Origin of the sequence: Comamonas sp. 7D-2, from assembly GCF_022749555.1 — a bacterium.
GTDB lineage: Bacteria > Pseudomonadota > Gammaproteobacteria > Burkholderiales > Burkholderiaceae_C > Comamonas > Comamonas thiooxydans.
This window is the reverse complement of the sequence record NZ_CP094238.1, coordinates 375349-397395: the sequence shown is the minus strand read 5'-3', so window position 1 is coordinate 397395 and position 22047 is coordinate 375349. Positions and strand designations below refer to the sequence as shown.

15 protein-coding genes and 7 tRNA genes are annotated in these 22047 nt (G+C 59.5%); 1 reads left to right on the top strand and 21 read right to left on the bottom strand.

The window, feature by feature from the left end:
• Positions 1-120: 120 nt before the first annotated feature.
• The 21 genes from MPZ60_RS01830 to MPZ60_RS01730 form a co-directional block, all read right to left on the bottom strand.
• Positions 121-196 (bottom strand) — tRNA-Phe (locus tag MPZ60_RS01830).
• 176 nt (positions 197-372) lie between these two features.
• Positions 373-448 (bottom strand) — tRNA-Phe (locus MPZ60_RS01825).
• Positions 449-532: 84 nt separating this feature from the next.
• Positions 533-1198 (bottom strand): response regulator, encoded by a 666-nt coding sequence (locus tag MPZ60_RS01820; protein ID WP_034359627.1) that lies wholly within the window; start codon positions 1196-1198, stop codon positions 533-535.
• A gap of 39 nt (positions 1199-1237) precedes the next feature.
• Positions 1238-3559: an ATP-binding protein gene (locus MPZ60_RS01815; RefSeq protein WP_012836793.1), complete on the bottom strand. Its 2322-nt coding sequence runs from the start codon at positions 3557-3559 to the stop codon at positions 1238-1240.
• Positions 3559-4128 carry a DUF4390 domain-containing protein gene (locus MPZ60_RS01810; protein ID WP_034359628.1) on the bottom strand — a complete coding sequence of 190 codons (570 nt, stop codon included), beginning with the start codon at positions 4126-4128 and terminating at the stop codon, positions 3559-3561. The genes MPZ60_RS01815 and MPZ60_RS01810 overlap by 1 nt, the downstream gene beginning before the upstream one ends.
• A gap of 43 nt (positions 4129-4171) precedes the next feature.
• On the bottom strand, positions 4172-5557 hold the full coding sequence (gene rsmB / locus MPZ60_RS01805) for a 16S rRNA (cytosine(967)-C(5))-methyltransferase RsmB (protein WP_034359624.1): 1386 nt from the start codon (positions 5555-5557) through the stop codon (positions 4172-4174).
• 207 nt (positions 5558-5764) lie between these two features.
• The gene (gene rpoC, locus MPZ60_RS01800; protein ID WP_003065685.1) at positions 5765-9988 is read right to left on the bottom strand and encodes a DNA-directed RNA polymerase subunit beta'; all 4224 of its coding nucleotides are present in this window, start codon (positions 9986-9988) and stop codon (positions 5765-5767) included.
• 121 nt (positions 9989-10109) lie between these two features.
• A complete protein-coding gene (gene rpoB, locus MPZ60_RS01795; RefSeq protein WP_003065687.1) occupies positions 10110-14222 on the bottom strand; it encodes a DNA-directed RNA polymerase subunit beta in 4113 nt (1370 codons plus the stop codon).
• Between the two features lie 274 nt (positions 14223-14496).
• Entirely contained in the window at positions 14497-14874 is a 378-nt protein-coding gene (gene rplL, locus MPZ60_RS01790; protein ID WP_003065690.1) for a 50S ribosomal protein L7/L12, read from the bottom strand.
• 36 nt (positions 14875-14910) lie between these two features.
• Entirely contained in the window at positions 14911-15435 is a 525-nt protein-coding gene (rplJ, locus tag MPZ60_RS01785) for a 50S ribosomal protein L10 (protein ID WP_003065692.1), read from the bottom strand.
• Between the two features lie 227 nt (positions 15436-15662).
• Positions 15663-16358 (bottom strand): 50S ribosomal protein L1, encoded by a 696-nt coding sequence (gene rplA, locus MPZ60_RS01780; protein ID WP_003065693.1) that lies wholly within the window; start codon positions 16356-16358, stop codon positions 15663-15665.
• Positions 16359-16790, bottom strand: a complete 432-nt coding sequence (rplK, locus tag MPZ60_RS01775) for a 50S ribosomal protein L11 (protein WP_034359623.1) — start codon at positions 16788-16790, stop codon at positions 16359-16361.
• A 125-nt stretch (positions 16791-16915) separates the two neighbouring features.
• Positions 16916-17503, bottom strand: coding sequence for a transcription termination/antitermination protein NusG (gene nusG, locus MPZ60_RS01770; RefSeq protein WP_003065695.1), 588 nt, complete (start codon positions 17501-17503; stop codon positions 16916-16918).
• A complete protein-coding gene (secE, locus tag MPZ60_RS01765; protein ID WP_012836790.1) occupies positions 17503-17886 on the bottom strand; it encodes a preprotein translocase subunit SecE in 384 nt (127 codons plus the stop codon). Before secE ends, nusG begins: the two co-directional genes overlap by 1 nt.
• Before the next feature lie 87 nt (positions 17887-17973).
• Positions 17974-18049: transfer RNA gene (locus tag MPZ60_RS01760), tRNA-Trp, on the bottom strand.
• A gap of 9 nt (positions 18050-18058) precedes the next feature.
• A complete protein-coding gene (gene tuf, locus MPZ60_RS01755) occupies positions 18059-19249 on the bottom strand; it encodes an elongation factor Tu (protein WP_012836789.1) in 1191 nt (396 codons plus the stop codon).
• 75 nt (positions 19250-19324) lie between these two features.
• Positions 19325-19399, bottom strand: a tRNA-Thr gene (locus MPZ60_RS01750).
• Between the two features lie 43 nt (positions 19400-19442).
• Positions 19443-19516: transfer RNA gene (locus tag MPZ60_RS01745), tRNA-Gly, on the bottom strand.
• A 58-nt stretch (positions 19517-19574) separates the two neighbouring features.
• Positions 19575-19660, bottom strand: a tRNA-Tyr gene (locus MPZ60_RS01740).
• Between the two features lie 80 nt (positions 19661-19740).
• Positions 19741-19816: transfer RNA gene (locus tag MPZ60_RS01735), tRNA-Arg, on the bottom strand.
• Positions 19817-19890: 74 nt separating this feature from the next.
• Positions 19891-20511 carry a TetR family transcriptional regulator gene (locus MPZ60_RS01730; protein WP_003065361.1) on the bottom strand — a complete coding sequence of 207 codons (621 nt, stop codon included), beginning with the start codon at positions 20509-20511 and terminating at the stop codon, positions 19891-19893.
• Positions 20512-20738: 227 nt separating this feature from the next.
• On the opposite strand from MPZ60_RS01730, the gene MPZ60_RS01725 reads away from it, so the two are divergent.
• Positions 20739-22046: an efflux RND transporter periplasmic adaptor subunit gene (locus MPZ60_RS01725; protein ID WP_052057678.1), complete on the top strand. Its 1308-nt coding sequence runs from the start codon at positions 20739-20741 to the stop codon at positions 22044-22046.
• The last annotated feature ends 1 nt before the right edge of the window (position 22047 follow it).

The window sequence follows — 22047 nt, the reverse complement described above, 5'->3', positions numbered from 1 at the left end:
TGAAATCAAGCAAAGACAAGCGCAATCCGCTCTGCTTTTTATTACCCAAAGCCCATTGCGGACATTCCGAGACTGCAATGAGAAAAGCCCCAGATCATTGCTGATCTGGGGCTTTGAATCTGGTGGCCTGGGACGGAATCGAACCGCCGACACAAGGATTTTCAATCCTCTGCTCTACCGACTGAGCTACCGGGCCTTTGCTGTTCAGCAACTTGAATTTGCTGAAGCTGCAATTATAGGCATATTTTTTCCGCTTCCTGCCCCGCCTGGGCATTCCAGCCCGAATGCATTCGCCGGTCTGCAATGCAGCCGAAAAGAGCAGGTCCGTATGCAGAAAAGCCCTGGATCATTGCTGATCCAGGGCTTAGAATCTGGTGGCCTGGGACGGAATCGAACCGCCGACACAAGGATTTTCAATCCTCTGCTCTACCGACTGAGCTACCGGGCCATTTATCAGCACCCTTGAGCACCGAAGCCACGATTATAGGCACACTTTTCGACCCCAAATCGAAAACTGCGATTTTTTTGGAAATTATCCGCGGCGATTGCGCCCGAGGTCCACGCCCAGTTGACGCAGCTTGCGATACAGGTGGGTGCGCTCCAGGCCGGTCTTCTCGGCCACGCGCGTCATGGAGCCGCCTTCGCGTGCCAGGTGGAATTCGAAATAGGCTTTTTCAAAGCCGTCGCGCGCCTCGCGCAAGGGGCGGTCGAGATCGAATCCTTGGTGCGAGTTGGGCAGATTGTCTTCCGCCGCCTGGGCCGTGATGCTGACCACGGCCGATGGCGCCGTGCCGTTGCTGGCATGCGCTGTAGTTTCCGGGCCCTGGCTGGCCGTGCTGCGCGCCAGCCCCTGCTCCACCGCCTTGAGCAGCTTCTGCATGGTGATGGGCTTTTCGAGGAATGACAGTGCACCGATGCGCGTTGCCTCGACGGCCGTTTCGATGGTCGCATGACCGCTCATCATGATGACGGGCATGGTGAGCTGACCGGCCGTGGCCCATTCCTTGAGCAGGGTGACGCCGTCGGTGTCCGGCATCCAGATGTCCAGCAGCACCAGATCGTAGTTGTGGGTTGCCCTGGATACGCGTGCCTGCGTGGCGTTCTCCGCCACGTCCACACTATGACCTTCGTCGTTGAGGATTTCCGACAACAAATCCCGGATCCCCAGTTCGTCGTCGACCACTAGTATGTTTGCCATGTGTCTAAAGCCTGTTGCTATGCCTTGTGCGAAGCGGGATCAAGCCGCCCCCGCACGGTCGTTAGGTACAAATGATAGCGACACTCGCGCGCCTTGCACTACCCCGTCTTCCTCTCGATTACCCAGGTCCACTCTTGCGCCATGTTCATCGGCGATTTTTTTGACCACTGCCAAGCCCAGACCTGTGCCGCGAGACTTGGTGGTCACATAGGGCTCGAAGGCTCTTTGAAGAATATTGGGAGCAAAACCTGTGCCACTGTCGCTGATGCTCAGGCGCACACGCTGGGCCGTGTCCATCCAGCGGGTTTCGATGGTGACGGATCCTGGAGTCTGCCCTGTTTCCTGCGCTCTTTGCGCGGTGGAATCTTGCGCATTTTGCAAAAGATTGTGGATGACCTGACGCAATTGCTGGCTATCGCCCTGAATCAGCGGACAGGCTTCGTCGAGCGATGCCTCCACTCGCACCGCCGCATTCTCTTCGCCATAGAGCTGCAGCACCTCCGCGACCAGTGCATTCAAATCCAGCGCTTGCAGATTGGCAGCCGGCAGACGTGCGTACTCGCGAAACTCATCGACCAGACGCTTCATGGCCCCCACCTGATCGACGATGGTCTTCACGGATTTGGCCAGCAGCGCCTGCTCCGCAGGCTGCAGCTTGTCGGTCAGCTTCATCGCCAGACGCTCGGCAGACAGCTGAATCGGCGTCAGCGGATTCTTGATCTCATGCGCCACGCGGCGCGCCACCTCACCCCAGGCCTGTGCGCGCTGGGCAGAGACGATCTCCGAGATGTCGTCAAACACCAGCAGACGCTGGTCGTCGGGCAGCTCCGCGCCGCGCATGACCAGGCTGGTGGTGTTGTGCACCACATCGCCGTTGCCGTTGCCCGCGTCCAGCTCATAGACCTGCTGCCAGCGGTCCCTCCCCTGCTCGGCCGAAGCATCGCCGAGAAAGATCTCGAACTGCTCCTGCACCACGCGCGCAAAGTCCTGCAAGCCAGAGACATCGCGCAGGCGCTTGCCCTGGAACACCGCCATGGGCGCACGCAGAATGCGTGTTGCACCAGGGTTGCTGAGGACGATGCGCCCGGAGCGATCGAGCACGATGACGCCCGAAGTAAGGTTGTCCAGAATGGTCTGCAGATTGCTGCGCGCCGCATCGAGCTGCAGCAGGTTGCGGTTGGCGTCGGAGCGTGCGTCGGCCAGTTGCTGGGTCATGACGGCAAAGGATCGCGTCAGCCCGCCAATCTCGTCCTTGCTCTGCAGCGCAGGCTTGGGGCGCAGATCTCCACGCGCCACATCGCGCATGCCCTGGGCCAGCAACAACAAGGGCTTGGCCAGTTGGTTGCCCAGCACCACGGCCAGCACCACGGCCCCAAACACGGCCAGAAAGAGTGCCAGCGTCAGAGTACCGATATACATGCGCTGCAATCCACCACGAGCAAGTGCTCGCTCCTGATACTCGCGATTGGCCTCCTGCACGGCCAGGGCATTGCTGACCAGGGCTTGCGGCAGGGGAATCGTGGCCTGCAGATAACGAGCCTCCTCCAACAGATTCACCGCCGAGCTGGGCACCAGCGCCAGTGTGCGCACCTTGGCGTTGGCCGCGGCCTGATCGGCAGGCACGTCGCCGGCATCATCCAGGCCTTCGATGCTGGCCACGGCACGCTGACCGCCCTGCTCCCTCAAGCTGCGCAGCAGCTGGGTGTTGGGCCGCTCAGGTGCTAGGCTGAACTGAGACTGACCGGCACTGGCAATGGCCTTGCCTGATGCATTCCAGAGCACCACATCGGAGGCTCCGATCTGATCTCGGATGCGCTCCAGCATCAGTGCCGCCCCTGCATCCGAAGTCTGAGACAGCTGAAGGCCTGCCGTGCGCGTGTTGTTGGCCATGTCATTGGCCACGGTATCCAGCGTGGCACTGGCCAGGCTCACGCCGGCGGACAGCGCCCCTTCGACCTTGACGTCGAACCAGCTCTCGATGGAGCGTGAGACGAACTGGTAGGACACCACATAGATCAACAAGCCCGGCAGCAAGCCCACCAAGGTGAAGATGCCCGCCAGCTTGAGCAACAGCTTGCTGCCAAAACGCCCGCGCCTGAGCCGCAGAGCCAGGCGCAAGCCGCCCCAGAACAGCACCAGCAGCAGCAATCCGGCCACAACGACATTGGCGGCAAACAGCCAGTTGTAGTTGCGCTCATAGGCCAGCCGGTTATTCGTGGCCAGGGTCAGCAGGAACAGCAGCAGCACCCCAACCACCACCATCAGCGCCACGCCCGTGCCAACGGCCCAGCGCGTGGCGCGCGACCAGCGCGCGGCAGAGGAGCCGCCGGCTTCGCCGTCCGGGAGCTTGATGTCAGCCATCAGGGAGCGGCCTCCAGCGTCTGCGTGCGCGACAGCTGCAGATTCCAGCCCGAGCGCCCCAGAGCCCCAATCTGCAAAGGTCTGGGCAGGGACGACAGATCTACGCGAAAGCGCAGTTGCACCGAGACGCCGGAAGTGGAGCCGAGCTGACCGGACTCCAGAATCTTCCAGCGGTAAATGCGTTGAATGGCTGCGATGGCATCTTCCAGCTGCTCGTAGGACTGGCCCAGCGCCAGTCCGGTGCCGCTGCCGCCGGTGAAGGCGGAATTGGAGATATGCAAACGCCAGCGCCTGGTCAGCGGCTGGTGCGTAATGCGGTAATAGCGGGTGGCGACGCCCAATTGCTGATCGGACCAGTACCAGCGCTCGCGCTGCACCTGAGCCTCGGCAATGAAATACATGGGAATGCCCTGGCGCAGGGCATCTTCAACCTGACCGGGCAGCTCGAACTGCAGATTGGCCGAGAGAAACACCCCCTCGTCGGTACGCGTGACCTGCATGGAGCTGATATCCGGCGGCACGGTATCGGCCCGGGCCAGCACGAAAACCAGGGACAGCGCCAGCACCAGCGAAGCTGCACGGGCCGCACGCCGCAAGGCCCCCGCTACAGCGTTAGCGCAATTTTTCCAGCAGAGCGTAAAAAAAGCCGTCGTGGTCACCCAGGGGATTGTCTGCCACGGAATCGTGTTTGGCAGCTTTGCCGGGAATTAAATGACCCGGAGCAGGCAAGCTGGCCGCCGTAGTGTTGCGTGCAAGAAACGCTTGCATCTGGGCATCGCCCTCTGCCTTGAAGACCGAGCAGGTGCAATAGACCATGCGGCCGCCGGGCTGCAGCAGCGGCCACAGGGTATCGAGCAGCCTGGACTGGATGTCTGCCAGCTGGGCCACATCGCTCTCACGGCGCAGCCAGCGCACATCGGGCTGGCGACGCACAATGCCAGATGCCGTGCAAGGCGCATCGAGCAAGATCGCATCGAAGAGCTGACCGCCACATTGCGATTCAAACCACGCCTGGGGCGCGGACGCATCGGCCACCAGCACCTTGGCCTTCAAGCCCAGGCGCGACAGGGTTTCACCGATGCGGCGAGCCCGCTCGGGGTCGATCTCCAGGGCCGTGACTTCGATGCCGCCGGGCACAGCGCGCTCAAGCAGATGGGCAGTCTTGCCGCCGGGTGCAGCACAGGCATCCAGCACGCGCAGCGGGCGGCCCTGGGGCTGGGGCAAGCCAGCCAGAAGCAGCGGTGCAGCGGCCTGTGCCGCGCCGTCCTGCACCGAGGCCCAACCTTCTTCAAACTGCGGCAGCTCCTGCACAGGCACCGCCTGCTCCAGCTGCAGACCGCATTCGGCGACTGCGGTCGCTTTCAGATTCATGGCTTCCAGCGTCTTCTGGTACTGAGCTGGAGTGCTTTTCTGTGCATTCACCCGCAGCGTCATGGGCGGCTGGGCGTTGTTGGCCGCCAAAATGGTCTGCCAATCCTGGGGATGGTCTTTTTTGAGCCGGGCAATCCACCATGCGGGGTGATTCCAGACGGCCACGGGATCGTTGTCGGTCGCGCTCACCAGGGCATCGCGCTCGCGCAGAAAGCGGCGCAGGCAGGCGTTGATGAAGCCGGACTGCGCGCGTGCCGCGCCGTTCTTGGCGGCTTCCACGGCCTGGTTGACCAGGGTGAAGGGCGGATATGGGGCTTGGGTCTCATCCCAGGCCAGAGCCAGCGCCGTGCTCAGCAAGGCACTGACCTTGGGTGCCGGTGGGCGCGGCGCCAGTTGCTTTTGCAGCGCCTGGGCACGCCCCAGATTGCGCAGCACCTGGAACAGCAAGGCCTGCACTCCCGGACGCAAGCGCTGCGGCACCTGTGCCAGCACAGCCTTGCTGGACTGACCACCCAGGATGCCGTGCAAGGCCTTGGCCACTGCATCCAGCTGTTGCCACAGGGCAGGAGCGTTGGGCACGGCAGTACCGGCAGCGGCGTTCTTGGGTTGAGAAGGCTTGGAAGTCATGAAGAGCAGACCTGAAAATCTTGTAGAACTGACGCAGACCAGGATGCACAGCGGGCATTTCTATCGAGAAAACACCATGCCTGATACGAGCTTGCGCAAGTCGTTTCTTGATCAATGAAAAACGCTCCCGTCTGCACAAGGCAGAGCGGGAGCGCGGTGCATCAGCAGCGAACCGCAGCCGTTTCCGGCCGCGGCCCAATGCCATGCTTAGTCGGCAGAGGCGTCGCCAGCAGGTGCTTCGACGTCATCAGCCAGCACACCGGCCAGCTCGGCTTCTTCGGCTTCGGCGATGGCACGACGCTCGGCATCGTCCATTTCGTCCTTGGCCTTGCGAGCCTGGTGATAGGCCAGACCGGTACCGGCGGGGATCAGACGACCCACGATCACGTTTTCCTTCAGGCCACGCAGTTCGTCGCGCTTGCCCATGATGGCAGCTTCGGTCAGAACACGGGTGGTTTCCTGGAAGGAAGCCGCAGAGATGAACGAGTCGGTCGACAGCGAAGCCTTGGTGATACCCAGCAGCACGTTGGAGTACGTGGCAGGCAGCTTGCCTTCCTTCTGCATCTGTTCGTTGGTGTTGAGCACCTCGGAACGCTCGACCTGTTCACCCTGGATGTAGGTGGTATCGCCGGAGTTCTCGATGATCACTCGACGCAGCATCTGACGCACGATCACTTCGATGTGCTTGTCGTTGATCTTCACACCCTGCAGGCGGTAAACGTCCTGCACCTCGTCCACGATGTAGCGCGACAGCTCTTCGATACCCAGCAAACGCAGGATGTCTTGAGGATCGGCAGGACCGTCAACGATGGACTCGCCCTTGTTCACCACCTGGCCTTCGTGGACCAGAATGTTGCGCTCCTTGGGCACCAGCTCTTCCCAGACCTTGCCTTCCAGATCGGTGATCTGCAGGCGGATCTTGCCCTTGGTTTCCTTGCCGAAGGACACGGTACCGGTCATCTCGGCCAGAGTGCCCTTGTCCTTGGGCGTACGGGCTTCGAACAGTTCGGCCACACGGGGCAGACCACCGGTAATGTCGCGGGTCTTCTGACCTTCCACAGGGATACGGGCCAGCACTTCGCCGGGGCCCACGTCCTGGCCGTCGCGCACCTGAATCAGGGCGCCGACCTGGAAGCCGATCGTCACGGCGTGGTCGGTACCAGGGATCTTGACTTCCTGGTTGTTGGCGTCGATCAGCTTGACCTGGGGACGCACCACCTTGGCAGAGCCACGACGCTTGGGGTCGATCACCACCAGAGTGGACAGACCGGTCACTTCGTCGACCTGCTTGGCCACCGTCAGACCTTCTTCCACATTCTCGAAACGCACTTGACCGGCGTATTCGGTAATGATGGGTCGGGTCAGCGGGTCCCAGTTCGCCAGGATCTTGCCGGCCTTGATGGCTTCATCGGGCTTGATGGTCAGCACGGCGCCGTAGGGCACCTTGTGACGCTCGCGCTCGCGGCCGTTTTCGCTGATCACGATCTCGCCGGAACGCGAAATCACCACCAGCTCGCCCTTGGTGTTGGACACATAGCGCATCGTGCTGTTGAAGCCGATGACACCATTGGACTTGGCTTCCACGCTCGAGGCGATGGCGGCACGCGAAGCGGCACCACCGATGTGGAAGGTACGCATGGTCAGCTGCGTGCCGGGTTCACCGATGGACTGGGCAGCGATCACACCCACGGCTTCGCCGAGGTTGATCAGGCCGCCACGACCCAGGTCGCGACCGTAGCAGGTGGCGCACAGGCCGAAACGGGTTTCGCAGGTCAGAGCCGTACGCACCTTGATTTCGTCCACGCCCTGGGCTTCCAGCTCTTCGATGGTGTCTTCGTTGAGCAGGGTACCGGCAGGCACCAGCACGGCACGGGTTTCGGGGTGCAGCACTTCTTCGGCGGTCGAACGGCCCAGCACGCGGTCGCGCAGGGATTCGATCACTTCACCGCCTTCGACGATGGCGCGCATCAGATAGCCGTTGGAGGTACCGCAATCCTGTTCGTTCACGACCAGATCCTGCGTCACGTCCACCAGACGACGAGTCAGGTAACCGGAGTTAGCCGTCTTCAGCGCCGTATCGGCCAGACCCTTACGGGCACCGTGGGTCGAGATGAAGTACTGCAGCACATTGAGGCCTTCGCGGAAGTTCGCGGTGATAGGCGTCTCAATGATGGAGCCGTCAGGCTTGGCCATCAGACCACGCATACCGGCCAGCTGACGAATCTGCGCTGCGGAGCCACGGGCGCCGGAGTCGGCCATCATGTAAATCGCGTTGAACGATTCCTGATCGACTTCGTTGCCGTGGCGGTCGGTGGTTTTCTGGACCTTGAGCTGGTCCATCATCACCTTGGACACGTCGTCACCGGCCTTGCCCCAGATGTCCACCACCTTGTTGTAGCGCTCGCCGGAGGTCACCAGACCCGAGACGTACTGCTGCTCGATTTCCTTCACTTCGGACTCTGCGCGGGCCAGGATGTCGGCCTTTTGCGGAGGCACCAGCATGTCGTCGATGGAGATCGAGATACCGGCGTGCGTGGACAGACGGAAACCGTTTTGCAGCAGCTTGTCGGCAAACACGACCGTGGCCTTCAGACCGCACTTGCGGAAGGAGGCGTTGATCAGCTTGGAGATTTCCTTCTTCTTCAGCGCCTTGTTCATGTTGCTGAAAGCCAGGCCCTTGGGCAGGATTTCAGACAGCAGAGCACGGCCCACGGTGGTTTCCACGAGCGAGGTCACGGGCTCGAATTCGCCGGTTTCCTTGTTCTTGTTCCACTCGGTCAGGCGCACGCTGATCTTGGCGTGCAGCTCGGTCTCGCCGGCATCCAGAGCGCGTTGCAGCTCCATCAGGTCGGCAAACACCATGCCTTCGCCCTTGCCGTTGATCTTTTCACGCGTGGCGTGATACAGACCCAGCACCACGTCCTGCGAAGGAACGATGGAGGGTTCGCCCGAAGCGGGGAACAGCACGTTGTTCGAGGCCAGCATCAGCACGCGGGCTTCCATCTGCGCTTCCACAGACAGGGGCACGTGAACAGCCATCTGGTCACCGTCGAAGTCGGCGTTGAAGGCCGCGCAGACCAGCGGGTGCAGTTGCAGGGCCTTGCCTTCGATCAGGATGGGCTCGAAAGCCTGGATACCCAGACGGTGCAGCGTAGGCGCACGGTTGAGCATGATGGGGTGTTCCTTGATGACTTCTTCAAGGATGTCCCACACCACGGGGGTACCGGCTTCCACTTCCTTCTTGGCAGCCTTGATGGTCGTGGCAATGCCGCGCTGCTCGAGCTGCGCGAAGATGAAGGGCTTGAACAGCTCCAGCGCCATCAGCTTGGGCAGACCGCACTGGTGCAGCTTGAGGTAAGGACCCACGGTAATCACGGAACGACCGGAGTAGTCCACGCGCTTGCCCAGCAAGTTCTGACGGAAACGACCGCTCTTGCCCTTGATCATGTCGGCCAGAGACTTCAGGGCACGCTTGTTGGCGCCCGTCATGGCCTTGCCGCGACGGCCGTTGTCCAGCAGCGAGTCCACCGCTTCCTGCAACATGCGCTTTTCGTTGCGCGCGATGATTTCAGGAGCCTTGAGCTCGAGCAGACGACGCAGACGCGAGTTGCGGTTGATGACGCGGCGGTACAGGTCGTTCAGGTCGGAAGTGGCGAAACGGCCACCGTCCAGAGGCACCAGAGGACGCAGATCGGGAGGCAGCACGGGCAGCACTTCCATCACCATCCACTCGGGCTTGATGCCGGACTTCTTGAACGCTTCCAGCAGCTTCAGGCGCTTGGCGTTCTTCTTGACCTTGACTTCGGAGCCGGTCAGATCGTTGCGCAGGCGCTCGATCTCGACGTCGATGTCGATGCCTTCGAGCAGGTCCTTGATGCCTTCAGCGCCCATCTTGGCGGTGAACTCATCGTAGCCGTACTCGAGTTGCTTGGCGTCGTAGTCGTCCTCGGTCATGATGCTGAACTTCTTCAGCGGAGTCATGCCGGGGTCGGTCACCACATAGGCTTCGAAGTACAGCACGCGCTCGATGTCGCGCAGCGTCATATCCAGCACCAGGCCCAGGCGCGAAGGCAGGGACTTCAGGAACCAGATATGGGCGCAGGGCGCGGCCAGGTCGATGTGACCCATGCGTTCGCGACGCACCTTGGTCTGTGTGACTTCAACGCCGCACTTCTCGCAGATCACACCGCGGTGCTTGAGGCGCTTGTACTTGCCGCACAGGCATTCGTAGTCCTTGATCGGGCCAAAGATCTTGGCGCAGAACAGACCATCACGCTCGGGCTTGAAAGTACGGTAGTTGATCGTTTCAGGCTTCTTCACTTCACCGAAAGACCAGGAACGGATCTTCTCGGGCGAGGCCAGGCCGATCTTGATGGCATCGAAATGCTCATCAGGCGTAAATTGCTTGAACAGGTCGAGTAGCGATTTCATGTAACTCTTTCCTTTTCGTCAAAAATCATTGCAGCCACCGCTGGATTTGCCTTGGTTTCAGCAACGAACCAAGCGCAAATCCTTTGTTTTAAAGCGGTTGCAGCTCTCTGTTTAATAGTGCTTAAGAACGTTCGAGCTCGATGTCCAAGCCCAGAGAGCGGATTTCCTTGACCAGCACGTTGAACGATTCGGGCATGCCCGCTTCGATCGAGTGCTCGCCCTTGACGATGGACTCGTACACCTTGGTACGACCGACCACGTCGTCGGACTTCACAGTCAGCATTTCCTGCAGCACATAGGCGGCGCCGTAAGCTTCCAGCGCCCACACTTCCATTTCACCGAAACGCTGACCACCGAACTGGGCCTTACCGCCCAGAGGCTGTTGCGTCACCAGCGAGTAAGGACCGGTGGAGCGGGCATGCATCTTGTCGTCAACCAAGTGGTGCAGCTTCAGGTAGTGCATATAGCCCACGGTGGTCGGACGCTCGAAGCGCTCGCCGGTGCGGCCGTCATACAGATACGCCTGAGTGCGTGTCTCGGTCAGGCCCTTGGCGGCAGCGATGTCGTCAGGGTAGGCCAGCTTCAGCATGTCCTTGATTTCGGCTTCGGAAGCACCGTCGAACACCGGCGTTGCGAATGGCACGCCCGTGGTCAGCTCCTTGGCCATGGACATGACTTCGCCGTCATCCAGCTGAGACAGCTCTTCCTTGCGACCGCTGCGGTTGTAGATCTCTTCCAGGAAGGCGCGCACTTCAGCAGCACGGGCTTCCTTTTGCAGCATGTCGCCAATGCGCTGGCCCAGGCCCTTGCCGGCCCAGCCCAAGTGCACTTCCAGCACCTGACCGATGTTCATACGCGAAGGCACGCCCAGCGGGTTCAGCACGATGTCGGCAGTGGTGCCGTCGGCCAGGAAAGGCATGTCTTCCACAGGAGTGATCTTGGAGACCACACCCTTGTTGCCGTGACGACCGGCCATCTTGTCGCCGGGCTGCAGACGACGCTTGACGGCCAGGTAGACCTTGACCATCTTCAGCACGCCGGCAGGCAGCTCGTCGCCTTGCGTGAGCTTCTTGCGCTTTTCTTCGAACGCCAGGTCGAAGGTGTGACGCTGCTGCTCGATGGAGTTCTTGATGGACTCCAGCTGAGCGGCCACATCGTCTTCGGCAGGGCGAATGTCGAACCAGTGGAACTTCTCCACGCCGTCCAGATAGGCCTTGTCGATCTTGGCGCCCTTGGACAGCTTCTGAGGACCGCCGTTGGCCACACGGCCGGTCAGCAGCTTCTCGATACGGTCGAAAGCATCGGCTTCAACAATGCGCAACTGGTCGTTCAGGTCCAGGCGGAAGCGCTTGAGTTCATCGTCGATGATCTGCTGGGCACGCTTGTCGCGCTGGATGCCTTCACGCGTGAACACCTGCACGTCGATCACGGTACCTTGCGAGCCCTGATCCACACGCAGAGAAGTGTCCTTCACGTCGGAAGCCTTCTCGCCGAAGATGGCGCGCAGCAGCTTCTCTTCAGGCGTCAGCGTGGTCTCGCCCTTGGGCGTGACCTTGCCCACCAGCACATCGCCGGGTTGCACTTCGGCGCCCACGTAGATGATGCCGGACTCGTCCAGGCGGTTCAGTTGCTGCTCGGACAGGTTGGGGATGTCGCGTGTGATTTCTTCGGCACCCAGCTTGGTGTCGCGAGCCATCACCACCAGCTCTTCGATGTGGATCGAGGTGTAGCGATCGTCAGCCACGATGCGCTCGTTGATCATCACCGAGTCTTCGTAGTTGTAGCCGTTCCAGGGCATGAACGCGATCAGCATGTTCTGGCCGATGGCGATTTCGCCCAGGTCGGTCGAAGCGCCGTCCGCCAGCACATCACCCTTGGCCAGCTTGTCGCCACGGCTGACGATGGGACGCTGGTGGATGTTGGTGTTCTGGTTGGAACGCTGATACTTGATCAGGTTGTAGATGTCCACGCCGACTTCACCGGCCACGGCTTCGTCGTCGTTCACACGGATCACGATGCGGGTGGCATCGACATAGTCCACGATACCGCCGCGCTTGGCAGTGACCACGGTGCCGGAGTCCACGGCAGCAACGCGCTCGATACCGGTACCGACCATGGGCTTTTCAGGACGCAGCACAGGCACGGCCTGACGCGACATGTTGGCGCCCATCAAGGCACGGTTCGCGTCATCGTGTTCCAGGAACGGAATCAGCGAGGCGGCCACGGACACGATCTGCGCAGGCGACACGTCCATGTACTGCACGCGCTCGGCCGACACCAGGGTCGATTCACCGGCTTCACGGGCCGACACCAGCTCGCCCACCAGATTGCCTTCGGCATCCAGATCGGCGTTGGCCTGGGCGATCACGTACTTGCCTTCTTCGATGGCCGACAGATAGTCGATGTCCATCGTCACCTTGCCGTCCACCACGCGACGGTACGGGGTTTCGATGAAACCGTACTCGTTGAGGCGGGCGTACAGAGCCAGCGAGTTGATCAGACCAATGTTGGGACCTTCAGGCGTTTCGATAGGGCAGACACGGCCATAGTGGGTCACGTGCACGTCACGCACTTCAAAGCCGGCACGTTCGCGGGTCAGACCGCCTGGGCCCAGAGCGGAAACACGACGCTTGTGCGTGATTTCTGCCAGAGGGTTGGTCTGGTCCATGAACTGCGACAGCTGCGAGGCACCGAAGAACTCCTTCAGGGCCGCAGAGATGGGCTTGGAGTTGATCAGGTCGTGAGGCATCAGAGGCTCTTGCTCGGCCTGACCCAGACGTTCCTTCACAGCCTTTTCGATACGCGCCAGACCGGTGCGGTACTGGTTCTCGGCCAGTTCGCCCACGCAACGCACGCGGCGGTTGCCCAGGTGGTCGATATCGTCGACTTCGCCACGGCCATTGCGCAGGTCCACCAGGATCTTGACCACGGCCAGGATGTCTTCGTTGGACAGCACCATGGGACCGGTCGCGCCTTCGCGGCCGATCTTGGCGTTGAACTTCATGCGGCCCACGCGCGACAGATCATAGGTGTCGGCGTTGTAGAACAGGCGCTGGAACAGGGCCTGCACGGCGTCCTCGGTAGGAGGCTCGCCAGGGCGCATCATGCGGTAGATGGCAACGCGGGCAGCGAACTCGTCCACGGTTTCATCGGTGCGCAGGGTCTGCGAGATGTAGGCGCCCTGGTCCAGTTCGTTGGTGTAGATGCACTGAACGTCCTGCACACCGGCGCTGCGCAGCTTCTTGAGCAGGGCTTCGGTCAGTTCTTCGTTGGCCTTGGCGATGATTTCGCCGGTATCGGGATCAACGATGTTCTTGGCCAGCACACGACCCAGCAGGAAGTCTTCGGGCACGCTGACGAACTTGGTGCCGGACTGCTCCAGCTCGCGGGTGTGGCGAGCGGTAATGCGCTTGTCCTTGGCGACCACGACCTTACCGGACTTGTCGGTGATGTCGAAACGCGCGACTTCGCCCTTCAGGCGATCGGCCACGAATTCCATCTGCGCACCGCTGTCCATCAGGCGGAAGTTGTCGTTCACGAAGAACGTTGCCAGGATGGTCTCGGGCGTCATGCCGATGGCCTTCAGCAGGATCGACACGGGCATCTTGCGGCGACGGTCGACGCGGAAGTACAGCAGGTCCTTGGGGTCGAACTCGAAGTCCAGCCAGGAGCCGCGGTAAGGAATGATGCGAGCCGAGAACAGCAGCTTGCCCGAGCTATGGGTCTTGCCCTTGTCGTGCTCGAAGAACACGCCAGGCGAACGGTGCAGCTGAGACACGATCACGCGCTCGGTACCGTTGATGATGAACGAACCCTTGTCGGTCATCAGGGGCACTTCGCCCATGTAGACCTCTTGTTCCTTCACTTCCTTGACCACCTTGGACTGAGCCGTGGAGGACTCGCGGTCATAGATGATCAGCTGGACCTTGGCGCGGACAGCGGAGGCGAAGGTCAGACCACGGGTCTGGCATTCACGCACGTCGAAAGCGGGCTTGGCGAGGTTGTACTCGACAAACTTCATCTCCACAAAACCATTGTGGGAGACGATGGGGAAGGCGGAATTGAAGGCCGCTTGCAGGCCATCAATGGTACGTTTTTTGGGGGCTACATCTGCCTGCAGGAATGCTGTATAGGCATCTTTTTGCATCTGCAGCAGATAAGGCACTTCGAGCACGCTATCGCGGCTCCCGAAGCTTTTGCGGATTCGCTTGCGTTCGGTATAAGAATAGGCCATGAGATCTCCGGGCAAAGACATGAGTCCTGGGTCTGCGACGACTGCCCCACAGGGTTCTCCTGCGGGCTTGGCGGTTGGCCACTACCAACCATGGCTGACGGCGATGCGTTGCACATCGCCCGAACCAAGGCATCTTCTGCTGTCGGATTGTCAGAAGACACTAAAAAGCAGACTCCCTAGGAAACCTGCTTTTTGGTGTGTTCTTTAAGCGCACTCCACAAGCGCCAAAGGCTGGAGACCCTTTTACGAGTCTCCAGCCCTTGATTTCACTGAATTACTTCAGTTCAGCCTTGGCACCGGCTTCAACCAGCTTCTTTACAGCGGCTTCAGCGTCAGCCTTGGGAGCGGCTTCCTTCACGGTCTTGGGAGCGCCGTCGACCAGATCCTTGGCTTCCTTCAGACCCAGGCCGGTGATTTCGCGCACAGCCTTAATCACGGACACCTTGTTAGCGCCAGCGTCGGTCAGAACGACGTTGAACTCGGTCTTTTCTTCAGCAGCAGCAGCGCCACCAGCAGCGCCGCCAGCAGCGGGAGCAGCCATAGCAGCGGCGGACACGCCAAACTTCTCTTCAATAGCCTTGACCAGGTCGTTCAGTTCCAGAACAGTCATGCTGTCCAGGGCGGTCAGGAATGCGTCTTTATCGAATGCCATTTTGATTTCCTAAAATTGGTTGGTTTTGCCGAGCACTCAGGCTGCGGCTGTTTCTGTTGCCGCTTCGGCAGAGCCTTCGCCCTTCTTGGCCGCCAGAGCGCCCAGCACAACGGCTGTACGCGAGATAGGCGACATGAGCAAGCCGCACAGTTGTGCGAGCAGTACTTCCTTGGAGGGGATGTTTGCCAGTTGCTTAACGCCGTCGATGTCCAGGGCCTTGCCTCCGAACGCGCCACCGCGAATCACCAACTTGTCGTTGGTCTTCGCGAAGTCGGCCACCACCTTGGCGGCAGCCACTGCGTCTTCAGAGAAGCCATAGATCAGGGGACCAGTCATCTGGTCAGCCACCACGTCAAACGCGCTACCGGCAACAGCACGGCGGGCCAGGGTGTTCTTCAACACGCTCAGGCTCACACCCTTGCTGCGAGCATCGGCACGCAGTTTGGTCATGTCGGCGACCGTGATGCCACGGTATTCCGCGATCACAAGCGTTTGAGCTTTAGCGGCGAGGCTGGTCACTTCGTTGATGACCGCTTCTTTCTCACTGCGATTAAGACTCAAGGTCTACTCCTTCAAATGCATATGCAAGGCAAGCCCTGCATACACGCTCTTGTTGCAGCGACCAACTGTTTAGGAAAAATTTCCATCTGCAGCGGGATCGCCATCTGCGTTGGCCTTCGTGATTAAGTGATCAAATCACACCAACGGTCTTGGATGACCTGCAGGAGCAACAACTCCCGCAGCCCACCACACCAGATGAGCAAAGCTCATCTGACGATTTCTAGCAATTACGCCGAGATGGATTGTGTATCGACGCGAACGCCCACACCCATGGTCGACGAAACAGCCACCTTGCGCAGGTACAGACCCTTGCTGGAAGCAGGCTTGGCCTTGTTCAGTGCATCGATCAGAGCAGCCAGGTTGCCCTGCAGCTTGTCGGCATCGAACGAACGGCGACCGATCGTGCCGTGCACGATACCAGCCTTGTCCACGCGGAACTGCACCTGACCAGCCTTGGCGTTCTTCACGGCCGTAGCGACGTCAGGAGTCACGGTGCCAACCTTGGGGTTGGGCATCAGGCCGCGGGGGCCCAGGATCTGACCCAGCTGACCCACAACGCGCATAGCGTCGGGAGCAGCGATCACCACGTCGAAGGGCATGTCGCCGGCCTTGACTTGAGCAGCCAGGTCGTCCATGCCGACCACGTCAGCGCCGGCGGCCTTGGCTTCTTCAGCCTTGGCGCCTTGTGCGAACACAGCCACGCGAGCAGTCTTGCCGGTACCGTGAGGCAGCACCACGGCGCCACGCACCACTTGGTCCGACTTCTTGGCATCCACGCCCAGTTGCACGGCCACGTCGATGGATTCATCGAACTTGGCAGTTGCAGCTTCCTTCACCAGCGCCACGGCGTCAGCGAAAGAGTACAGCTTGTTGGAATCAACCTTGCCCTGGAGAGCTTTTTGCTTCTTGGTCAACTTGGCCATTTACACACCCTCCACGATCACGCCCATCGAACGGGCAGAACCAGCCAGCGTACGCACAGCAGCGTCAACGTCAGCGGCGTTCATGTCCTTCAGCTTGGTCTTGGCGATTTCTTCCAGCTGAGCACGTGTGATCTTGCCAACCTTGTTCTTCAGAGGATTGGAAGAGCCCTTGTCCAGCTTCACAGCCTTCTTGATCAGAACGGTTGCGGGAGGGGTCTTGATGATGAACGTGAAGCTCTTGTCAGCAAAAGCCGTGATCACCACGGGCAGAGGCAGGCCGGGCTCGACACCTTGGGTCTGGGCGTTGAACGCCTTGCAGAATTCCATGATGTTGAGGCCGCGCTGACCCAGCGCAGGACCGATGGGAGGAGAAGGATTGGCCTTACCAGCTGGCACTTGCAGCTTGATGAAGCCGACGATTTTTTTCGCCATGTTGAGCTCCTTACGGGTATAGCGCCATTTGCAATATCTGCAAACAGCTCCCCGAGGTTGCTGACTCTACAAAAAAGCTTCGCATCGAGTCAAAAAATGCGAAGCCCTAGATTCTATTGCGAATCTCAAGTTTTCTCAACTTGAGAGAATTCCAATTCCACAGGAGTCGCGCGGCCAAAGATGGTGACCGAGACACGCAGACGGTTCTTTTCGTAGTTGACTTCCTCGACGGAGCCGTTGAAGTCCGCGAACGGACCTTCCTTGACACGAACCATTTCGCCGACCATGAACTCGACCTTGTGGCGGGGCTTTTCGGTACCCTCCTGCATCTGGTCGACGATCTTGCGAACTTCTTCTTCAGAAATGGGGGCAGGACGGTTCTTGGCACCGCCGACGAAACCGGTCACCTTGCTGGTGTGCTTCACCAGGTGCCAGGTATCGTCATCCATCACCATTTCGACGAACACATAACCGGGGAACAGGCGGCGCTCTGTGGTGCGGCGAGTGCCGTTGCGCATTTCCACCACTTCTTCGGAAGGCACCAGGATGCGGCCAAACTTGGACTGCATGTCCGAGCGAGCAATACGCTCCGCAATATTGCGCTCGACAGCCTTCTCCATACCCGAATAGGCATGGACGATATACCAGCGCAGATCGGGATTGGCGGGTCCCGCTGCTCCACCATTCACATCTGTTTCGACTGCATCAGCCATTACTTCCTCCAGCCCAAAATCAAGTCGTACAAGACCCATTCAAGCGTCTTATCGGTGAACCACAAGAACAAGGCCATCACCACCACAAACGCAAAGACATACAGTGTCATCTGCATGGTTTCCTTGCGGGTGGGCCAGACCACCTTCTTCACCTCACGCCAAGCATCACGAGCAAAGCCAATGAAGCGCTTGCCCGGCTCAGAGATCAGAAACACGCCAGCAGCCAGCACCAGGCCGACAATCAGAGCCGCCCACTGAACCAGCGCACCTTGCTTGCTCAACAGATAAAAGCCAGCAATAGAAGCAACAACTAAAGCCGCAACAGCGGCTAATTTTGCTTTGTCAGCAGCAGAGCTGACTGTTTCAACCTGAGTAGTGGCCATATTTTGTTTCAAATGCACAAAAATGTGCAATTTCAAGACACAAAAGCCCGCCAAAGGCGGGCTCTTGTTGATTCCACCATTAAGAGGTGGCAGGGGCAGTAGGAATCGAACCTACAACCTTCGGTTTTGGAGACCGACGCTCTGCCAATTGAGCTATACCCCTACAAATCAATTATGCAATGATCGTGGCAACCACACCGGCGCCCACAGTACGACCACCTTCGCGGATAGCGAAGCGCAGACCTTCTTCCATGGCGATGGGGGAGATCAGCTTCACAGTGATCGACACGTTATCGCCAGGCATCACCATTTCCTTGCCTTCGGGCAGTTCGATGGAGCCGGTCACGTCAGTTGTACGGAAGTAGAACTGGGGACGGTAGTTGTTGAAGAAGGGAGTGTGGCGACCGCCTTCGTCCTTCGACAGCACGTAAACTTCAGCAGTGAAGTTGGTGTGGGGCTTGATGGAGCCGGGCTTGCACAGCACTTGGCCGCGTTCCACGTCTTCACGCTTGGTGCCGCGCAGCAGCAGACCCACGTTGTCGCCAGCTTGACCTTGGTCCAGCAGCTTGCGGAACATTTCCACGCCGGTGACGGTGGTCTTGACGGTGTCCTTGATACCGACGATTTCGATTTCTTCGCCGACCTTGACGATACCGCGCTCGATACGGCCGGTCACCACGGTACCACGACCGGAGATGGAGAACACGTCTTCCACGGGCATCACGAAGGCGCCGTCAACAGCACGCTCGGGAGTGGGGATGTAGGTGTCCAGAGCTTCAGCCAGCTTCAGGATGGCAGGCTCGCCCTTGTCGGACTGGTCACCTTCCAGGGCCAGCTTGGCGGAGCCGCGGATGATGGGGGTGTCGTCACCGGGGAAGTCGTACTTGGACAGCAGCTCGCGCACTTCCATTTCGACCAGTTCCAGCAGTTCTTCGTCGTCCACCATGTCGGCCTTGTTCAGGAACACGATGATGTAGGGCACGCCCACCTGACGCGACAGCAGGATGTGCTCGCGAGTCTGGGGCATGGGGCCGTCAGCAGCGGAGCAAACCAAGATAGCGCCGTCCATCTGAGCGGCACCAGTGATCATGTTCTTCACATAGTCAGCGTGGCCGGGGCAGTCCACGTGAGCGTAGTGGCGGTTGGCAGTTTCGTACTCAACGTGCGAAGTGTTGATCGTGATACCACGAGCCTTTTCTTCGGGGGCGTTGTCGATCTGCGAGTAGTCCTTGGCTTCACCGCCGAAGTGCTTGGACAGCACGGTAGCGATAGCAGCAGTCAGGGTGGTCTTGCCGTGGTCAACGTGACCGATGGTGCCCACGTTCACGTGGGGCTTGGTGCGCTCGAATTTTTCTTTTGCCATTTTTCCGACTCCGAAAAAATTAATTCACTGCAAGAGGATTTCGGCGCAACCCTATCAAGCGAGCGCACCAGAAAATGGTGCCCATGGCGGGAATCGGACCCGCGACCTCTCCCTTACCAAGGGAGTGCTCTACCACTGAGCCACATGGGCAAAGAAGCTGCAAAAACAACTTCTAAAATCTTTGCTCGCAAACTGGAGCGGGAGACGGGAATCGAACCCGCGTCATTAGCTTGGAAGGCTAGGGTTCTACCATTGAACTACTCCCGCACAGATTTACTACTGCACGTGACTGCTATTTCTAGCAATCGCTCTTCTCAACCATTGCTGGTGGAGGGGACAGGATTCGAACCTGTGTACGCGTTAGCGGGCAGATTTACAGTCTGCTGCCTTTAACCACTCGGCCACCCCTCCGAAGAGACTTGAATTGTAGCATCTATTTCCAGCTTAAAAAGAAATTTTGAAATTTCTTTTTTCTTGCCGAAGATCGATGCTGGCGCGGCTGGCGGGGATCGAACCCACGACCCTTGGCTTCGGAGGCCAATACTCTATCCACTGAGCTACAGCCGCGAATCCGTCAGGCCGCTTGCACGGCCAACAACAATTCAACAGCCGCAATTATTGCACGGGTTTGGACACCCAAATCACAAATTCACCTGAAATCCCAAACCAGACAAGTAGACATCCACCGACATCGAACCAACCTTGACCAATGAGAAACTCCCTTCCGTCAATACCCAACCATGTATAAGACCTACAAAAAGAGAGTGCAAACCGAGAGCAGCCTCTTCCGGGGATACCGACAACTGCACGGACTGCCCCTGTGCCGCAGCCGCCAGGTCGTGCGCAAATTTTTCCCGAGCGAAGCCTGAACTTTCTATATGCTGCAAACGCACATCAGCCAGTTCGCCCACGTATTCCATTTTGAATAGCGCCGTTTCAAACACCTTGCGTCTGCGCTCATCCTCGTCCAAGCTCTCGAACACACACAGGATGGAGTGACGAATGCGCTCTAGCGGCAACAGGTCACCATACCTGTCGTCACAGATTTCTTCGAAAGGCAGGCATATGCGCCCAAGCATGGAAACAAAGACATCCATCTTGTCCTTGAAGTGCCAGTACACCGCCCCGCGTGTAGCCCCTGCACGCTGCGCGATATCGCCCAGAGAGGTTCGAGATACACCTTTCTCGAAAAACACCTCTTCAGCCGCATCCAGCAGCTTGGTGCGCGTCTCATCCGCTTCAGCCTTGGTTCTTCGAGCCATCACTCACCCTCTTCATCAATCGCCGGCCATAGATCGCCGCGAGAAAAGCCATTTCTCAACTGCTTTACGCAGCGTTTGCAATTATACATTTATGCATGTATGTATAATTTCCCTAGCACCGATATGCAGGAAACCATCTAGGGTTTCCACCCGAACGAGCGCTCCACTGCGGACAGCGCTCTTTTCTCGTTTTCACAATGTCAACCGGAAGGACGTTCATGCACCCGATGTATGAAGCAAACCAGGCTCCCGACAATCAGTCCCATTCAGCCGCATCCGGCACCCGCTCCATGGTCATCGGCCTGAGCTTGGCTGCTGCACTGGGCCTAGTCGCATGCAGTGACAAAAACGCGGAAGCTCAAAAAGCACAAGCAGCCGCTCAGGCACAGCCACCCGAAGTAGGTGTAGTGACGGTATCCATGCAGAACGTGCCTTTGATCTCCGATCTGCCAGGCCGCCTGGAGCCATCGCGCATTGCTCAGGTTCGCGCCCGCGCAGCCGGCATCGTTCAAAAGCGCCTGTTCCAGGAAGGCTCGGATGTCAAAGCTGGCCAAGCCCTGTTCCAGATTGACAACACCCCATACAAGGCCAACCTGCAGAGCGCTCAGGCGACCCTGGCACAGGCCGAAGCCAATCTCGCCCAGGCATCTGCCACCGCACGCCGCTACAAGCCCCTGGTGGAAGCCAATGCCATCAGCAAGCAGGAGTACGACACGGCCATTGCCAACGAAAAGGCGGCACTGGCACAAGTTGCGGCAGGCAAGGCGGCAGTCACCAATGCCAACGTCAACCTGGGCTATGCCAGCGTGACAGCCCCCATCTCCGGACGCATCGGCCGCGCTCTGGTGACGGAAGGCGCTCTGGTCGGCCAGGGCGAAGCCACGCAGCTGGCGACCATTCAGCAAGTCAACCCGCTGTACGTGAACCTGACTCAGTCCTCTTCCGACATCATGCGCATGCGTGAAGCGCTCGGTTCCGGCAAGTTAGCAAAGGTAGGTGACAACGCAGCGCGCGTCCACGTCTATTTGGACGATGGCAAGGAGTACGCACATACCGGCAAGCTGCTGTTCACCGACCTGACCGTGGACCCGACTACCGGCCAGGTCAGCGTGCGCGCGGAGCTGCCCAATCCCGACGGACTGCTGTTGCCCGGCACTTACGTACGCGTGCACCTGGAGCAGGCACAGGTCGAGAACGCCGCGCTGATTCCGCAACAAGCCGTGACCCGCAACGAAAAGGGCAACTTCGTCATGATCGTGGCCGAGGATGGCTCCGTGGCACCACGCCCCGTTCAGATCAGTCAGTCCAGTGGCAATAACTGGGTTGTCACATCCGGTCTGAAAGCTGGAGAAAAAGTCATGGTGGACGGCCTGATCAAGGTGGGTATGGGGGCCAAGAAGGTCAAGCCCGTCGAGATCAACAATGCGGCTGCCGGCGCACCAGCACAACCCTCTGCTGCGGCCCCCGCCGCACCTGCGCAAGAGAAAGCCACCACACCAGCCGAAGGTGCTGGCGAAGGCCAGGCAGCCAAGTAAC